The organism is Marinobacter similis, from assembly GCF_000830985.1.
GTDB lineage: Bacteria > Pseudomonadota > Gammaproteobacteria > Pseudomonadales > Oleiphilaceae > Marinobacter > Marinobacter similis.
Genome location: NZ_CP007151.1, coordinates 1226908 through 1242087, shown reverse-complemented (window position 1 = coordinate 1242087; position 15180 = coordinate 1226908). Strand labels below are relative to the sequence as shown.

General features: G+C 58.4%; 16 protein-coding genes. 5 read left to right on the top strand and 11 right to left on the bottom strand.

Annotation, left to right across the window (positions count from 1 at the left end; all coding sequences use genetic code 11):
- Nucleotides 1–23: 23 nt before the first annotated feature.
- From AU14_RS05800 to AU14_RS05770, 7 genes are all read right to left on the bottom strand, one after another.
- A complete protein-coding gene (locus AU14_RS05800; RefSeq protein WP_041339628.1) occupies nucleotides 24–800 on the bottom strand; it encodes an IclR family transcriptional regulator in 777 nt (258 codons plus the stop codon).
- Nucleotides 801–1015: 215 nt separating this feature from the next.
- Nucleotides 1016–1894, bottom strand: coding sequence for an enoyl-CoA hydratase (locus tag AU14_RS05795; protein ID WP_041339626.1), 879 nt, complete (start codon nucleotides 1892–1894; stop codon nucleotides 1016–1018).
- A gap of 31 nt (nucleotides 1895–1925) precedes the next feature.
- Nucleotides 1926–3194 (bottom strand): CaiB/BaiF CoA transferase family protein, encoded by a 1269-nt coding sequence (locus AU14_RS05790; protein WP_041339625.1) that lies wholly within the window; start codon nucleotides 3192–3194, stop codon nucleotides 1926–1928.
- A 198-nt stretch (nucleotides 3195–3392) separates the two neighbouring features.
- Nucleotides 3393–4055, bottom strand: coding sequence for an NAD-dependent epimerase/dehydratase family protein (locus AU14_RS05785; RefSeq protein WP_236744591.1), 663 nt, complete (start codon nucleotides 4053–4055; stop codon nucleotides 3393–3395).
- A 232-nt stretch (nucleotides 4056–4287) separates the two neighbouring features.
- Nucleotides 4288–5814 carry a tripartite tricarboxylate transporter permease gene (locus AU14_RS05780; RefSeq protein ID WP_041339623.1) on the bottom strand — a complete coding sequence of 509 codons (1527 nt, stop codon included), beginning with the start codon at nucleotides 5812–5814 and terminating at the stop codon, nucleotides 4288–4290.
- Complete coding sequence (locus tag AU14_RS05775) at nucleotides 5814–6260, bottom strand: tripartite tricarboxylate transporter TctB family protein (RefSeq protein ID WP_041339621.1); 447 nt, start codon at nucleotides 6258–6260, stop codon at nucleotides 5814–5816. Before AU14_RS05775 ends, AU14_RS05780 begins: the two co-directional genes overlap by 1 nt.
- The gene (locus AU14_RS05770; protein WP_041339619.1) at nucleotides 6257–7234 is read right to left on the bottom strand and encodes a Bug family tripartite tricarboxylate transporter substrate binding protein; all 978 of its coding nucleotides are present in this window, start codon (nucleotides 7232–7234) and stop codon (nucleotides 6257–6259) included. Before AU14_RS05770 ends, AU14_RS05775 begins: the two co-directional genes overlap by 4 nt.
- A gap of 205 nt (nucleotides 7235–7439) precedes the next feature.
- On the opposite strand from AU14_RS05770, the gene AU14_RS05765 reads away from it, so the two are divergent.
- Genes AU14_RS05765 through AU14_RS05760 form a run of 3 tightly spaced genes read left to right on the top strand, consistent with a single transcriptional unit; the run spans nucleotide 7440 to nucleotide 9789 of the window.
- Entirely contained in the window at nucleotides 7440–8990 is a 1551-nt protein-coding gene (locus tag AU14_RS05765) for a PAS domain-containing protein (RefSeq protein WP_236744471.1), read from the top strand.
- On the top strand, nucleotides 8915–9091 hold the full coding sequence (locus AU14_RS20835; protein ID WP_236744590.1) for an ATP-binding protein: 177 nt from the start codon (nucleotides 8915–8917) through the stop codon (nucleotides 9089–9091). Before AU14_RS05765 ends, AU14_RS20835 begins: the two co-directional genes overlap by 76 nt.
- Nucleotides 9088–9789 carry a response regulator gene (locus AU14_RS05760; protein ID WP_041339617.1) on the top strand — a complete coding sequence of 234 codons (702 nt, stop codon included), beginning with the start codon at nucleotides 9088–9090 and terminating at the stop codon, nucleotides 9787–9789. The genes AU14_RS20835 and AU14_RS05760 overlap by 4 nt, the downstream gene beginning before the upstream one ends.
- Here AU14_RS05760 and mtgA read toward each other — a convergent pair.
- Entirely contained in the window at nucleotides 9765–10418 is a 654-nt protein-coding gene (gene mtgA, locus AU14_RS05755) for a monofunctional biosynthetic peptidoglycan transglycosylase (protein WP_236744589.1), read from the bottom strand. The genes AU14_RS05760 and mtgA overlap by 25 nt on opposite strands.
- Before the next feature lie 204 nt (nucleotides 10419–10622).
- Between mtgA and AU14_RS05750 the strand changes: the two genes are divergently transcribed.
- Nucleotides 10623–11138 carry a DUF2244 domain-containing protein gene (locus tag AU14_RS05750; protein WP_236744470.1) on the top strand — a complete coding sequence of 172 codons (516 nt, stop codon included), beginning with the start codon at nucleotides 10623–10625 and terminating at the stop codon, nucleotides 11136–11138.
- On the opposite strand, the gene AU14_RS05745 is transcribed toward AU14_RS05750, so the two are convergent.
- Entirely contained in the window at nucleotides 11135–11932 is a 798-nt protein-coding gene (locus AU14_RS05745) for an alpha/beta hydrolase (protein ID WP_052471977.1), read from the bottom strand. The genes AU14_RS05750 and AU14_RS05745 overlap by 4 nt on opposite strands.
- A gap of 205 nt (nucleotides 11933–12137) precedes the next feature.
- On the opposite strand from AU14_RS05745, the gene AU14_RS24045 reads away from it, so the two are divergent.
- Nucleotides 12138–13457, top strand: coding sequence for a GlxA family transcriptional regulator (locus tag AU14_RS24045; protein ID WP_456237741.1), 1320 nt, complete (start codon nucleotides 12138–12140; stop codon nucleotides 13455–13457).
- Nucleotides 13458–13555: 98 nt separating this feature from the next.
- Here AU14_RS24045 and AU14_RS20815 read toward each other — a convergent pair whose 3' ends face one another.
- Nucleotides 13556–13978, bottom strand: coding sequence for a hypothetical protein (locus AU14_RS20815; protein ID WP_236744465.1), 423 nt, complete (start codon nucleotides 13976–13978; stop codon nucleotides 13556–13558).
- Between the two features lie 132 nt (nucleotides 13979–14110).
- Nucleotides 14111–15013: a diacylglycerol/lipid kinase family protein gene (locus AU14_RS05730; RefSeq protein ID WP_041339611.1), complete on the bottom strand. Its 903-nt coding sequence runs from the start codon at nucleotides 15011–15013 to the stop codon at nucleotides 14111–14113.
- Between the last annotated feature and the right edge of the window lie 167 nt (nucleotides 15014–15180).

The window sequence follows — 15180 nt, the reverse complement described above, 5'->3', positions numbered from 1 at the left end:
GTTCGTTTACCAACTCGCCACGGTTAATTCGACTGGTCGTCTACAATCAGTTCGCCCAGCTCCAAAGCCGCTTTTCTGAGCAAGGGTTCGTATTCCAGCAGTTCATCCAGGCTCTTTCTGAGAATGGGCGCATGAGCAAACAGGCAAGCAAACAAACGCCCTTCTTTGTCCTTGATCGGCACGGCGAACGCGACCATGCCGTCAATAAACTCCTCGTTATCCAAGCCCCGCTCTGTTTCGGCAATCGCGAGCAGGGCCGACTCCAGTTCGTCCGGTTCAGTTAGGGTGTTCCTGGCCCGCTTTTCGAGAGGCAGGTTATGGATCAGACGGTGCCGCCGATCATTTTCTAACGAACTCAAGTACAGCTTACCGCTGGCCGTGCACCATATCGGAGTACGGCTTCCAATGGGCAAATGCACCTGGAGCGGCCAGTTGGTCTGCACCCGATCGTAGTAAATCATCTCGGTACCGTCCGGGATCGCGATCCCGCAGGTCTCGCCCACCTCGGCCGTCAACCTCTTCAGAATTGCCTGGCGCAGGGCCTTGAAGCGGCTTGCATAAAGCACACCGAGTGCAATGTTATGAAGTCTGTCTGCAGGCACCAGCAACCCACGCATATTCGTTTGCAGGTAACCCTCACTTTCCAGTTGTTGCAAAATACGATGCACGCTGGGTTTGGGAATGCCTAGCTGTAGGGCAAGATCCGCTGGACTTAGGGGGCGCTCGGCGCGAGAAACCGACTCTATTATTTCCAACGCCCGGCTTATCGCCGAGCCTTTTTCTCTGCGCTGTACTGCCATGCTCTTACCTGCCACTGAATATGTGCGCTCATTATAAGCAGGCATTGCTTCTCAGAAAAATGATAAGCGTAGAGCGAAGCATTGGGAGGACTTGGGCAGGACTTTATGGAAAACCGGGGGAACGGCACGTGTAGCACGATGGATACGCGGGAAGGACACCGCCACCTTTCGGTGACGGTGAGTACAGAATTCAAATGCTGAAGGTCACCCGTCTACTAGCGATGCCGGAACACAGGTGCACGCTTGGCGATAAAGGCATGCATTCCCTCTTTTTGGCCCTCAGTGGCGAAAGCGGCCTGGAACAGACGACGCTCGTGGCGCATGCCTTCTGTCAGACTGGTTTCGAAGGCAACATTAACGGCCTCCTTCGCCATACGGACCGCGGGGCAATTGTAACCGGCGATGGTATGCGCGGCCTCAAGAGCGGTCTGTAGTAACTCGTTAGAGGGAACAACCCGCGCCACCATGCCCACGGCTTTCGCTTCGTGAACGTCAATGGTCCGCCCCGTCAGAATCAAGTCCATGGCCACGGCTTTTCCGACAGCGTTGGCAAGGCGTTGAGAACCACCAATCCCAGGCAGAATGCCCAATTTGATCTCCGGCTGACCAAACTGAGCATCCTCAGCAGCAATAATGAAATCGCACATAAGTGCCAACTCACAACCGCCACCCAGAGCGTAGCCACCAACTGCTGCAATAATTGGCTTGCTAATTGAACGCAGTTCATCCCAGGGCGCAAAGATATCGTCACAGTAAAACTCGGCGTACGTCAGGTTCGCCATCTCTTCGATATCGGCGCCTGCGGCAAACGCCCGCGCACTGCCAGTGATAACGATCGCACCGACATTGTCGTCTGCGTCAAAGGATTTAAGGGCTTGGAGCACCTCGCGAGCCAACTGCCGGTTCAGAGCGTTGAGGCTCTTGGGGCGATGGAGCGTGATGATACCGACGCGGTCGCGACGCTCAACAAAGATGGTTTCAGGTGAATCAGCCGCCGGCTTTGCCTCTTCGTTCGACGCTTTCTGGGCCGTGGCCTGTTCGCGGGAGGTATCGGCTTGCTCTTCCTTGGATACAGTGTTGGTTTTTGTTTTCATGGTTTTTCCTCTATGTCTCGGATGTGGAGCGTTATGCTTTCGCGGCTGTTTCACAGAATGAGTTGCTCTCGATCTCGTCCGCCTCAGAGCGCGCACGCGATGTCGGTGCATAGGCGCCGCACTTGGTCATCAATTCCGCCAGAATAGCCTCGCGATGTTCATTGAGCCTCGGTGCCCGAATTGGCGATTCAGGATCTATTTCGGACATCGTGCTCATCTTGATAGGATTCCCCGCGGTTCTGACAGCCCGATCACCCTCGCCTTTTACTTTGACGATCATGTTTCGGGCAAGAAGCTGCGGGTTGCTGAAGAGTCGATCAATGGTATTGATCGGAGCACACGGAACACCGGCCTCATTCAAAGCGTCAATCCAGTGCTGCATGGGTTTTGATGTGGTGATCTTCTCCACGTCCTTGACCAGCTGCGCTCGATTTTGCACTCGCAAATCGTTAGTCAGAAACTCTGGCTTTAGGGCCATCTGGGGTGAGCCAAGCGCATCAGCCATCAGCAAAAACAAGGTGTCATTACCCGCACAGATTACGAACTTTCCGTCCTCCGCCATAAAGGTTTCGAAAGGAGCCAGCGAGGGGTGATTGTCGCCTGTGCGCGTTGGAACCTTGCCCTCGACGTCGTAGCGTGCCAGAGCGGTTTCCATGAGTGCCGCCTGGCAATCGAGCATTCCAATGTCGACACGAGAACCTTGAGCATCGCGATTTCGGCTGTGCAGTGCAGCCAGGATACCCACGACGCCGAATAGTGCCGCCCCTAAATCGCCAAAGCTAGTACCTACACGTGCAGGCTCGCCATCGGGCCAACCGGTCAAGCTCATCACGCCCCCCATGGCCTGAACCACCATGTCATAGCCTGGCAGCTCACTGAACGGACCGCTGTGGCCAAAGCCGGAAATAGAGGTGTAAACGATGTGGGGATGCGTTTTCGCGAGTCGCTCTGGACCGTACCCCAGACGCTCCATGACGCCGGGACGAAAGTTCTCAACCAAGACGTCGCTGCTGTCTAGCAGGCGCTCCAGCAGCTCACGGTCACGCGGCGATTTGATATCCAGAGATATGCTCTCTTTGCCGCGATTAAAACACATGAAATAGGCAGACTCTTCGTCGACGAAAGGTCCGAATGCGCGGGTGTCATCACCGGTGCCAAATCGCTCCACCTTGATTACCCGAGCACCCAAATCGGCCAAGATCATGGTGCAATACGGGCCAGCAAGTACACGAGAGAAATCGAGCACGGTTATTCCGGAAAGGGGGCCTGGTTTCTGTTCTGTTTCGTTCGATTGAGCCATAAAAGCTCTCCGCTATTTCGTTGTTGTTAGATTCTTAAAACGATACAAAACGTATCGTATTTTAGCGTAGATCAAAAATCAATCACTCCCGTTAAATTTTCAAACGGGTTTCTTGATCATGATTGCGGAGAGGGAAAGCAGACAGAGAGATTACTCTGTCGAACTGAGGGCTGGATTCTGGCCGGCAAGTGAGGCTGGCTAGCCGGCCAGCCTCAGGATCTCGGGATAATCGCGCAGGTGCTGGACAGGTTCCGTCAGTGATTCCGGCTCCAGCAAACAGACTTCGTTGACCATGGCCTGGGCCACGGTGGACGCCTGCACGCCGCGGAATTTCTCCAATGGGCCGAGCAAGACCCGGTTCACCAGGGGCATCAGTTTGATACCCACGCCCTCGGCGGTGCGCTGTTCCTGCCGCTCGCCCAGCAACAGGCTGGGATGATAGACCGAGAGATAGGGATAGCTGAGCTCCCGAACTGCGTCTTCCAGCTCGCCCTTAACCCGGTTGTAGAAAATGGTGGAATCCGACGACGCACCAATGGCAGACATCAGAATAAACGCCCGCGCACCGGCCGCCCGGCCCAGGCGCGCGGCCTCCAGACTGTAGCCGAAATCCACCGCACGGAACTGCTCGCGAGAGCCCGCCTTCTTGATGGTGGTTCCCAGGCAGCAAACGATTGCATCCACGGCGAACAGATCGGCACTGGCCTGCAAGTCGTCAAAATCCACTTGTTGCTGGATCAGCTTGCTGTGCTCAGAACCAACCCGGCGACGCACCGGCGCTATCACCGACGTCACCTCTGGCCGTTCCAGCAGTTTCTCGACCACTGCCGCCCCGGTCAGTCCGGTGGCTCCTAGTACCATCACCTTCAAGCATTGCCTCCTGAATAAACAACAAGAATAAAACCGTATCGGTGGGGCTGCGAGGCTCAGCAATCAAGCCTTCCCCCTTTGCGAAAGCCGTCTGAATGAAACTCTCAGCTACAACAGCATAAGTGATTATCTGCCAGACATAAAAAAGCACCGGGCATCCCAAGGGGAGAGCCCGGTGCAAAGCTGACAACAGATCGCTTAAGGGGTGATCTTCACTACCCGGTCAGTCGCTGACCGGGCTTTCTTTCATGGCCGCATTCATGCGCCGGCGCAGCAGTGGCCCAACCACATACGGCAGTATTAGGCCAAGACCGGCAACGACCCAGAGCCCCACGGCCAGCGAGCTACCCCAGAGAATGCTCCAGGAACCGTCGGACAGGATCAGCGCGTGGCCCAGGTTCTTCTCCATTTCCGGCCCCAACAGCAGGCCCAGGATGATCGGCACCAGCGGAATTTCCAGCTTGCGCAGGAAGTAACCCGCGACACCAAAGGCCACCATGAAGTAGAGGTCAAAGGTGCTGTGACTGATGGAGTAGATGCCCACGAAGGCAACCATAGTCACGATTGGCAACAAGTACATCGGCGGCACCGACAGCAGCTTCACGAAGAAACCCACCAGCGGGATGTTAAGCAGCAACAGCATGACGTTACCGATCAGCAGTGCCGCAATGACGCCCCAGACAATGTCGGCGTTCTGGGTAAACATCAGCGGGCCCGGCGTGATATTCAGGGAGATCAGCATGGCCAGCAGTACCGCCGTGGTGCCACTACCCGGCACGCCCAGGGTCAGCATCGGCACCAGCGCACCTGAAGAGGCGCCGTTGTTACCGGCTTCCGGTGCGACCACACCGCGAATATCGCCTTCGCCAAACTTGCCCTTCTTGCCCAGTACCTGCTTTTCCAGGGTGTAGCTGATGAAGCTGCCCAGGGACGCCCCGGCGCCTGGCAATACCCCGGCGATAAAGCCGAGTACACCGCCGCGCAACTGGGTCGGGATGGTGCTGACCAGTTCCTTGAAGCTCAGGGTCAGCTTACCCACGTTGATCTTCTCGCGGCCGCCGCCCACTCGGGATTCCACAAAGAACAGCAGCTCCGAGATGGCAAACAGACCCACGATCGCCAGGATGAAGTCGATACCCTCATACAGCTCCAGCACACCAAAGGTGTAGCGCTGAGTGCCGGTGGAGATGTCGATACCCACGGTGGAGATCATGATACCGATGGTGGCGGCAATCACCGTCTTCATCGGGTTCTTGCCGGTAATGCCGCCAAGGGTGGCAAAGGCCAGCAGGAACAGCGCAAAGTACTCGGCCGGGCCAAAGGTCAGGGCAAACTTGGCCAGAATCGGCGCCAGCATGATCAGTCCGATGGTGCCGATAAGACCACCAGCGAACGACGCCACTGCGGAGATCGCCAGGGCATCAGCAGCACGGCCTTTCTGGGCCATGGGGTAGCCGTCGAGACAGGTCATCATCGCCGGCTCATCACCGGGAATATTGAGCAGGATTGAGGAGATCCGGCCACCGTACATGGCACCGGCGTAAACCGCGGTCAGCAGGATCATGGCGGTTTCCGGCGGCAGCCCCAGGGTAAAAGCCAGCGGGATCAGGATGGCAACACCGTTAGCCGGGCCCAGGCCAGGCAGACAGCCGATCAGGGTACCCACGAAGGCCCCGAACAGCGCGAACATCAGGTTATAGGGGGTGAGCGCGACGGCAAACCCTTCCATCAAAAAGCCAAGGGTTTCCATCACTCCACCTCCAGCAGGCCGGCAGGCAGACTCAGGTCCAGGCCGTAGTTAAACAGGACAAACACCACCACCGCACTGATCAGGCCGGTAATAAACGCCATGCGTGGCCTCGCGCCCATGCGCCAGCTGAGCGTACCAACCGCCAGCGTGGTCGAGATAATGAAGCCCAGGGGCTCCATCAGCAGGGCATAGACAATCAGCACCACCACCGAGGTCACCAGTTCCAGAGCGGTTTTGCGCACTGGCCACTGGGCATCGGGGTCGGGCTTGACCATCAGGTACAGGCTGCCAATAACCAACACAAAGGCAAGGATGGTGGGAAACGTTTCCGGGCCCACGCCCTCGGCGCCACCAAACGGCTCGGGCCACTGCTGCGCAGCCCAGCCGTAGGCAACGGCGAGGACCAGAAGGCCCAAGCCGAGGATTCGATCACCAAAACCTGTCATTTCAGCAGCCCGATTTCACGAGACAGGGTTTCGATGTCCTGCACCTGCTGACGCACGAAGCTTTCAAACTCGTTCGCCGGCGGGTGGAACGGAATCAGGCCGTTGCTCTTCATCACCTTTTTCCACTCTTCGCTGGCGTACAGCTTGTCCACGGCAGCTACCCAGTATTCCTTGGATTCCTCAGAGGCGCCTTCCGGCATATAAAAACCACGCCAGTTCGGGCCCAGGGCATCGATACCCTGCTCGCGGGCAGTCGGAATGTGACTGAACTTGCCGGGCAGGCGCTCTTCAGACAGAACCGCCAGCACTCGCAGGTCACCAGAGTCCATGAAACCGGTTGCTTCGGAGACGTCACCGGTAAAGGCATCAACCTGGCCACCAACGACCTGGGTCATGGCCTCACCACCGTTGTTGTACGACAGGTAAGGAATGGAAGGGAGCTTCTCAACACCAGCCGCCTTGGCAGCGATCAGCACTTTCAGGTGGTCCCAGCCGCCGCGGGCGCTGCCGCCGGAAAACTTGACCGACTTTGGATTGGCCTTCACGGCTTCGAAGAGCTGATTCAGGTTCTGGTACTCGGAGTCTTTGGACACGGCAATGATGCCGTAGTCAGCGCCCAGGGCACCGACCCACTTCACCATACCGGCGTCCATGCCCGGAAACTGCTTCTGGGCCAGGCGGGTGGTGGTTGCTGTGGATGCGGCGACAATCAGCTTGTCATCGTCGGCGCGCTTGCTGACGGTGTGGGCGTAGGCAACGCCACCGCCGGCGCCAGCCATGTTAACGGTCTGGACACTGCCTTCCACCAGGCCGAGTTCCTGCATGACGTTGCCGACGCTACGGCAGGTAAAATCCCAGCCGCCGCCCGGATCAGCCGGTGCGATACATTCCACTTTGCCGGAGGGTTGCCAGGCCAGCGCGGAAACACTAAAGGCAGCCATGGCTACAAAAGACAGGGTTCGCTTGATCATCATTGGGTTCACCTCTGGTTTGTTGTTGTGATAGCTCCTCTGTTTCGCCGCTCGATAAACGTGCTGTGGGAGCCATTCAGCCATAGACTAGAAGCGATCACCGAATGCCTAAAGTTTGTGCGCGTAAATACCTATAAAGAACCTAAAGGCTTTTTTGTGCATAAAGTTCACGGGCAAAAACCACGCCGGTGCTTTAACCTGAATCAAAATGACAACAAGCCCCAGCACGGTATTTCAAAAAGTGCTTCGAAAGACCAAACTCAAAACCCGAATGATTCTGACCCTCGGCCTGGTCAGCGCCTTGCAGACAGCGTTGATTGGTGTCTTTGCCGGGTACTATCTGAGCGAATCCCTGTATGAGGAAATCGGTCAGCGGGCATTGATGGTCGCCAAGACCGTGGCCGCCACACCGGCAGTAATCGAGGGCGTAGAGCAACGCGACACCGGCAGCCTGAATCGGTTGGCCAACCGGCTAGCCGAGACCAACGAAGCCCTGTTTATTGTCATTGGCGACGACCAGGCGGTGCGCCTGGCCCATCCGGATCCATCACGCCTGGGTTATTCCATGGCGGATGATGACGGTGACACCGGTCGTCAGGCCCTGATCGAAGGCCAGGCCTACATTGCCCGGGCCCTCGGCAGTCTCGGCGAATCCATGCGCGGAAAAGCACCGGTGATCAACCCGGCCAGTGGTGACATCGTCGGCATCGTGTCGGTGGGCTACGGCGTCGACCAGGTTGAAACCACCATCCAGCGCTACAATTTCGTGCTCTATGGTGTGGTCGGGGTGATGTTGCTGGTCAGTATCCTCGCCGCCATTATCATCGCCGGCCGTTTCAAACAGGCCATCTTCGGGCTGGAACCGGAGGAAATCGCCCGACTGTTCCAGGAACGGGATGCCACCCTGCAATCGGTGCGCGAGGGCATCATTGCCATCAATCGGGACGGCATCATCACCACGGTGAACCGCACTGCCCTGAAGACTCTGGGCCTGGAACCGGATATGGCCCTGGCGGGAAAGCCGATCCTTGAAGTGCTACCGGAAAGCGACCTGATGTCGGTTCTGAAAACCGGACAACCTGATTTTGACCGCGAAGTCTGGCTGCGAAACCGCCAGATGATCGTTAACCGACTGCCAGTGCGCGAGGGTGACGACATTATCGGCGTGGTAGCCAGCTTCCGGCTGCGCGACGAAGTGGACCAAGTCAGCCGCCAACTGACCCGAATCCAGCAGTACGCCGATACCCTGCGCAGCCAGACCCACGAATACTCCAACAAGCTGCACACCATCGCCGGACTGATCCAGATTGGCGCTACCGACGAGGCACTGAACCTGATCGGCAGTGAAGTCAGCGATCACCAGGCGCTGATCCAGTTGCTGCTGGAAGCAGTGCCCGATCCCGTCATCGCCGGGTGTCTGCTCGGCAAGTACAACCGGGCCCGGGAAATGGGCCTGGTTTTGAACATCGACCCCGGCAGCCAGATGGCCGACATGCCCGACGACCTGCCCAGGGAGCAGCTGGTGAGCGTGCTTGGCAATCTGATTGATAACGCCCTTGAGGCCACACGTCTGGCGACCGGCGAAGGCGGACAAGTCGCGCTGTCGATGACGGATCTTGGCGATGACCTGATTTTCGAGGTGGAAGATCAGGCGCCGGCGTTCCGGAGGCGGACCGGGAGCGAATCTTTGAGAAAGGTGTCAGTACCAAATCGGGCACTGCCCGTGGCTATGGCCTGCACCTGGTCAGCCAGTTCCTGACCCGGTGGGGTGGCTCGATCACGGTCGAGAATCTCACCACCGGCGGCAGCCGCTTTACTCTATATCTACCCAAACGAGCCCACGGGGGGACCAGTCATTGACCACCATACGCCTGCTGATCATCGAAGATGACCGTAAAATTGCGGAAATTCAGCGACGTTTTGTTGAACGTCTGGACGATGTCGAGCTTTGCGGCATCGCTCACACGCTGGCCGATGCCCGGGACCTGATTGATGTCCTAAGCCCCGACCTGATCCTGCTCGATGTCTACTTTCCCGATGGCAACGGCCTGGACCTGCTGCGGGAACTGCGGGCCTCAGACAGCGCCAGCGATGTCATTCTGATCACCGCCGCCAAAGAAGTGGACACCCTGCGCAGCGCGTTGCGCGGCGGGGTTTTCGACTACATCCTGAAGCCACTGGTGTTTGAACGACTGGAGGAAGCAGTAAACCGCTATCGGGACCACCTGAACCGCTTGTCCGGCCTGGACCAGGTCGCCCAGAAAGAGGTGGATGCCCTATTACCCCGCAGCGGCCAGGACGAGGGCCATGGGGAAACGGCGGATACCGACAGGCTGCCAAAAGGCATTGATGGCATTACCCTGGACAAAATCCGCGAGGTGCTGACAACCGGAGACGAATGGAGTGCCGAGGAAGTCGGTGCCGCCATGGGCGCCTCCCGCACCACGGCCCGCCGTTACCTGGAGTTTCTGGTGGGCCGTGGCGAAGCGGCGGCAGAGGTCAGCTACGGCAACGTCGGCCGACCGGAACGGCGCTATTGCAGCGTATCGCGCAAATAGTTCAGGCCCGAAAGCTGAGCCATCTGGCCGCGAATCCAGGATACCCGCTCCCAGACATAAGCCGACGGCGATACCGCGCTGAGAGACTTGGGATTAGGCAGCACTGCCGCCAGTCGCGCGGCCTCGATCGGCGATAGCTGACTGGCTGAAACGCCAAAATAACGCCGGCTCGCCGCCTCCACGCCATAAATCCCGGGGCCAAACTCGGCGATATTGAGATAGACCTCCATAATCCGCTTCTTCGGCCATAACCCCTCAATTCCCAGCGCCAGCCCGGCCTCCAACGCCTTGCGCACAAAGCTTCGGCCATTCCACAGAAACAGGTTCTTGGCGGTCTGCTGGGTGATGGTGCTGGCGCCCCGCAGGCCCTCACCCGCCTGGTACTCGGCCAGCGCCTTACGGATGGCGGCGAAATCCACGCCCCAATGGTCGGGGAACCGCTGATCCTCACTGGCAACCACTGCCAGTGGCATCCACGGCGAAATTTCCGACAACGGCACCCATTGCTGATGCAGGGCCTGGTCTGGCTGCGACAGCCGGTGGCCCAGCATGAAACTGGAGGTGGGCGGATTAACGAACCGCAGCAACACAATCACCCCCAGCAGCAACAGCAGTGCTCCCGCCAGCATCCACGCCAGTTTGCTCAGAGATCTTCGGATGAGGGATTTTCGCGCCACAGATTCGCTACCAGGCCGTGTTGACTATCATTACTATCAGGCCGCCAGTATGTCGTGGTTTGCCCCCCATTTGAATTACCGATCCTTCAGACGCGGGCGATCATCGGAGTGGGACCACCCGTCGTATACCAAGTAGGCCGATTCCACAGGCATTGAATGATGGTCGAGCATCTCAACTCCCAGGACGGCGTTCGGCTTCTCCTGACGCCCAACCGCTCATTGAGCTGGCGTGGCAACGTCCAGATCTGGCTGGCACTGCTGGCTCTGTCCGCGCTGATTGCCACCGGCATGGCTTTGGCAGGAGCCTGGGTTATCGTGCCCTTTGCCGGGCTGGAACTCGCTGCCCTGGCCGCCGGTATTTACCTGACCTCCCGGGCCTGCCAACGACGGGAGGTATTAACCATTGGCGAGTGCAACATCCACCTGGAGAAAGGCCGCACCCGGAAACTGACGGAGTGGACCCTGCCTCGGCCCTACGTGAGAGTTCACCTGGACGCCCCTGTCCACCCGTTTGCGCCACCAAAGCTGGCGCTGATTCATCGTGATACCGAGATCTCGCTGGGCAGTTTTCTCAATGTCGACGATACCGAGAGGCTGGTTCAGCTACTCGAATCCCGGGGCATTGTCATCGAACGAAAAACGCCCGATCCGGAGATCGGGCTGTGGTTCTAGGCCGCTGTTGCCATGAATTGCTGGATCCGTTCCAGCACGCTTGGGTGCCAGAGTAACTTGTTGTGTCCCAGCCCCTGGGTTTGCATCCGTTCAGATCCGGCCCACTGCAAATGAACCTGATCGCTGTGACTGGCCGGCACCGACTTGTCGTCCCGGTCGATCACCACCAGCCCCCGGGGCATCAGATCGGGTGCCAGGGTGTCGAATGAGAACTGCTGCCACACCTGTGCACCAAATGCCTGCTCCATGCGCCGACGATGCTCGGTCACCATGGCCGCAGAGAACCCAAGCTCACCGCCAAATCCCACGACCACTGAATCAAGATCCCTGGGCGGTGCCAGCAACACCAGCCGCTGGGCCTGCACCCCATCCACCACCGCACGAGCCGCGGCCAGGCTACCCAGGGAATGGGCAATGATGGTGTCGATCGGGCCGACACTGGCGGCCACCTTGGTGACAGCTTCAGTCATCTCATACAGGCTCGACCGTCTGCCCTGGGCCCGGCCATGGCCCGGTGCATCAAACACCACCACCCGATAGCCGGCACTGACCAGCGGCTGCACGAAGGCACCGAACTGGATTCCGCCGCTCGACCAGCCGTGGACCATCAGCACCACCGGGCCATAGCCCCAACTGTAGACCGGAATCGTGACGGCACCGAGCTGAATCTGGGTGTAGCTGTCAGCCTCATCCAGCAGGTGCTCGTACCGAATCGGTAACGGCAGCCGTTGCGGCGAGAAGAACAACGTCTCAGCAATATTGCCGGCAGTGTGCGGCGCTACCCGATACAGCATTTGCAGAGCTTTCCCTACCGCCGCGACACCAGAGTTCCGGGCCGGAACGCGGTCAAGAGGAACACGTGTTGCTGAGCCTGTGTTGGTTGTAAATTGAGCAGCCATAACCCTTCCTCCTTCGCTGTCGGCCAAGGGGCCGACCTGATTGACAGTGTCAGATTACGCTTGCCAACCCTGCGCCGGAGTGTCATATTTGACACTTCAGATGCTAAAAAAGACATTCATGATGATCAAAATCGCCATTGTGGCCCTGCCCTTCTGCCACGGCAGTGGTGTTATCGGCGTGATGGATTTCTTTGCCGCCGCCAATTACTGCGACCGCTGGGTCAATCGTGATGATCCCCGATTCGAATGCCAGATTGTCACCGTGGATGACGAGCCTGTGCACTCCTACAGCGGCGTACCCATCGTCCCGACAGTGAACTGGCGGGACTATCCGGCCGATGTGATCATCATTGGCTCGGCCATGGAAGCAGTCCTGGGTGACCGCCATATCGATGCTGCGCTCGATATATCACGGCCGCTCCATCCCTGGTTGCGCGCAGCGATTGAAAGGGGTGCCATTGTAGCCAGCGTCTGCACCGGCAGTTTTGTGCTGGCGGAAGCTGGACTGCTGGAGCAGCATGTGGCCACCACCCACTGGCGGGCGGCACCGGCGTTTCGCCGACGCTACCCGAAGCTACGGCTTGAGAGCGATCAGTTGCTGGTGGATAACGGCCAGATTCTCTGTGCCGGCGGCGCTACCTCGTTCATGGATCTGTGCCTGTATCTGGTTGAACGGCTGGGTTCGCCGGCGCTGGCGGTGGCTTGCAGCAAGCTGCTGATTCTTGATGCCCGGCGTTCGGAACAGACGCCCTACATGAGCTTTTATGGCAGCCGGGCCCACCAGGACGAGAAGATTGGCGAAGTACAGGGCTGGCTGGAGCAACACTTTGCCGACGCCATCGTCATTGACGAGTTGGCAGAGCGCGTGCACCTGGGGCCGTACATTCAAGCGTCGGTTCAAGGAAGCCACCGGCGAGACCCCGCTGAGCTACCTGCAGCATTTGAGAATCGAGGCCGCCAAGCACGGACTCGAATCGACGCGACGCCAAACCGCCCAGATCATCTGGGACGTGGGTTACGAAGACGCCAGCTCGTTCCGGCGACTGTTCAAGCGCAATGTCGGGTGCACCATGGAAGAGTATCGCCGCCGGTTCAGCTATGTGACGCCCAAGCGCAGCAAGCCGTCCGCGGCGATTTCTGCAGACTCAGCGCGCGCTCACTGAGCGTAACGTTGGGCGATAGCTTCAAGCTCACCGTCTGCCCGAGCAGCATCTATAGCCTGCTGAAGATCGGCAACCACCTTAGGATCGGTGCTGTTGCTCAGCGCCAGGTACATGGGCGTTTCACGGAACACCAGTACCGGCTTGAGCCCGGTAATGCCATGCTCCTCTTCAGCAACCAGCGGGCCGACAAGGCCATCAGTAACCCAAAGGTCGGCCTGCCCCAACATCAACCGGCGCGTGTTCACATCACCGGATAGCCCCATGGCCACGTTGAAGCCTTCCTTCACCAGGAATTCGGACATCACATCGCCTTTGTAGCCGGCAATCTGCAGCTCGCGTGCGTCTTCCAGACTATTCAGCGACAGGTCCGAATCCGGCGCCGCAAACAGGTCCATTTGATAGAAGCCAGCGGACCAACCCACTGGAACAGATCTTCACGTTCATCAGTTCGGGCGGTACAGAAAAGCCCATGATTCTCGCGATCCTGAACCCAGTCATAGGCGTAGCTCCAGGCGCGCATTTTCATCACGTAGTCGTAGTCGACCCGGGCCAGCATGGCCTTGACCATGTCGCTGCAGATGCCCGTGATGTCTTCCTCGCCGTGGGCAAAGCCCTTGCCCGAAGCCGACGCGTTATAAGGAGGATAGTTCTCAGTGAAGATGTACAGCCGTTCTGACGCTGATGCCACACTGCCCGCAGCCATCAAGGCCAGGGCTCCCAGAATGGTCTTGAGCGTGTGCAATAACTTGGGCAGAGCCAGGGCAGATTCTCTCGGCATTATTGTTCCTTAGTGACGGTGCGGGTTGAAAATGTGCTTTTTGATCAATCAGACTGGTCTTTTGGGACGGCGGCCATGATCACTGGATCCACTCAAAAAGTCAGTGACAAAACGTATCTGAGGGGGACTTACTCAACCGATAGCGGTGTCTTCGGGCGCTGCTTTTGCGGTACTGACAATAGTTGGCGCGATCACCGACAGGCACTGGGGCTGGCATTTCACCTCAAGGGGCGTTTGCCCCATCACGTCGCCATCGGCAGTGATGGTTTTTGGCTTACCGGTGTGGACTGAACAGCATGTTCCCTTTAGGTGGATGATGGTGCTGGTGCGCTGGGGCGAGCGCTTGTTGAGACGAACCATCACAAAAGTCAGCAGTAACTGCAGCAACGGTCGTGGTTTGACCGCAATCACGTCCAGCTGGCCATCGTTGGCAGAGGCCTCGGGAATCTCATTACCACCGCCGAAGAAGGCACCGCTGGCAACGGCAACAGACAACCAGCGGCCTTTGACCACGCCGTTGTCGCAGCGGATCTCGGCTTTGAAACCACGGCTGGCGCTCACCCGGCGCAACAAGCCCAGGCCATAACTGAACCGACCAAACAGTTTCTTATGAGCACCCTCGGCTTCCCGGGCGGGCAGCGTTCCGAGGCCAATATGAGCGACGTTCAGAAACAGCGTCTGCCCCACTTCGGCAACATCCACCTTTTGAGTGACGCCCTCGGCGATGAGCGCGCACAATCGCTCTGGCTGTTCCGGCAGGTCCAGATTGCGGGCAAAGTCGTTTGCGGTGCCAGATGGCAGCACGGCCAGGATCGCCTGACTGCTCCGGCAAAGACGTGCGCCCATGTTCACGGAACCGTCGCCCCCGGCCACCATCACCACATCGCCCGCCTGCACCTGGTCTTCCCATGCATCGTCATTAAAATCACGGCATTGCGGTTCCGGGACACCGGCGGCCAACAGCGCCTCCAGCCAGAACTCACGCCCTCGCTCGCCGGTGCCGGCTTTGGGATTTGCAATCAGCCAATGGGTCATTCGAATGCGTCCATGTTGCTCTCTGCTTCAACGCGCCAATTGCGCAGCAACAAATTTGAGACAACCATACTCCAACAGCATCTAAGCCGCCTTACGACATTGGTTAGGGTGACTACAACCGCAGTGATGATGCCGATGCTTTCGGGGCCAGTGTCAGACCGGCAAAT

Bases quoted from the DNA above. Each gene is read 5' to 3' on its own strand.
- AU14_RS05730 (WP_041339611.1), bottom strand. From the start codon at position 15,013: ATGACCCATTGGCTGATTGCAAATCCCAAAGCCGGCACCGGCGAGCGA.
- mtgA (WP_236744589.1), bottom strand. From the start codon at position 10,418: ATGCTGGCGGGAGCACTGCTGTTGCTGCTGGGGGTGATTGTGTTGCTG.
- AU14_RS05765 (WP_236744471.1), top strand. From the start codon at position 7,440: ATGACAACAAGCCCCAGCACGGTATTTCAAAAAGTGCTTCGAAAGACC.
- AU14_RS20815 (WP_236744465.1), bottom strand. From the start codon at position 13,978: ATGCCGAGAGAATCTGCCCTGGCTCTGCCCAAGTTATTGCACACGCTC.
- AU14_RS05790 (WP_041339625.1), bottom strand. From the start codon at position 3,194: ATGGCTCAATCGAACGAAACAGAACAGAAACCAGGCCCCCTTTCCGGA.
- AU14_RS24045 (WP_456237741.1), top strand. From the start codon at position 12,138: ATGCTAAAAAAGACATTCATGATGATCAAAATCGCCATTGTGGCCCTG.
- AU14_RS05800 (WP_041339628.1), bottom strand. From the start codon at position 800: ATGGCAGTACAGCGCAGAGAAAAAGGCTCGGCGATAAGCCGGGCGTTG.
- AU14_RS05750 (WP_236744470.1), top strand. From the start codon at position 10,623: ATGATGGTCGAGCATCTCAACTCCCAGGACGGCGTTCGGCTTCTCCTG.
- AU14_RS05775 (WP_041339621.1), bottom strand. From the start codon at position 6,260: ATGACAGGTTTTGGTGATCGAATCCTCGGCTTGGGCCTTCTGGTCCTC.
- AU14_RS05785 (WP_236744591.1), bottom strand. From the start codon at position 4,055: ATGGTACTAGGAGCCACCGGACTGACCGGGGCGGCAGTGGTCGAGAAA.
- AU14_RS05780 (WP_041339623.1), bottom strand. From the start codon at position 5,814: ATGGAAACCCTTGGCTTTTTGATGGAAGGGTTTGCCGTCGCGCTCACC.
- AU14_RS05770 (WP_041339619.1), bottom strand. From the start codon at position 7,234: ATGATGATCAAGCGAACCCTGTCTTTTGTAGCCATGGCTGCCTTTAGT.
- AU14_RS05745 (WP_052471977.1), bottom strand. From the start codon at position 11,932: ATGCTGTATCGGGTAGCGCCGCACACTGCCGGCAATATTGCTGAGACG.
- AU14_RS05795 (WP_041339626.1), bottom strand. From the start codon at position 1,894: ATGAAAACAAAAACCAACACTGTATCCAAGGAAGAGCAAGCCGATACC.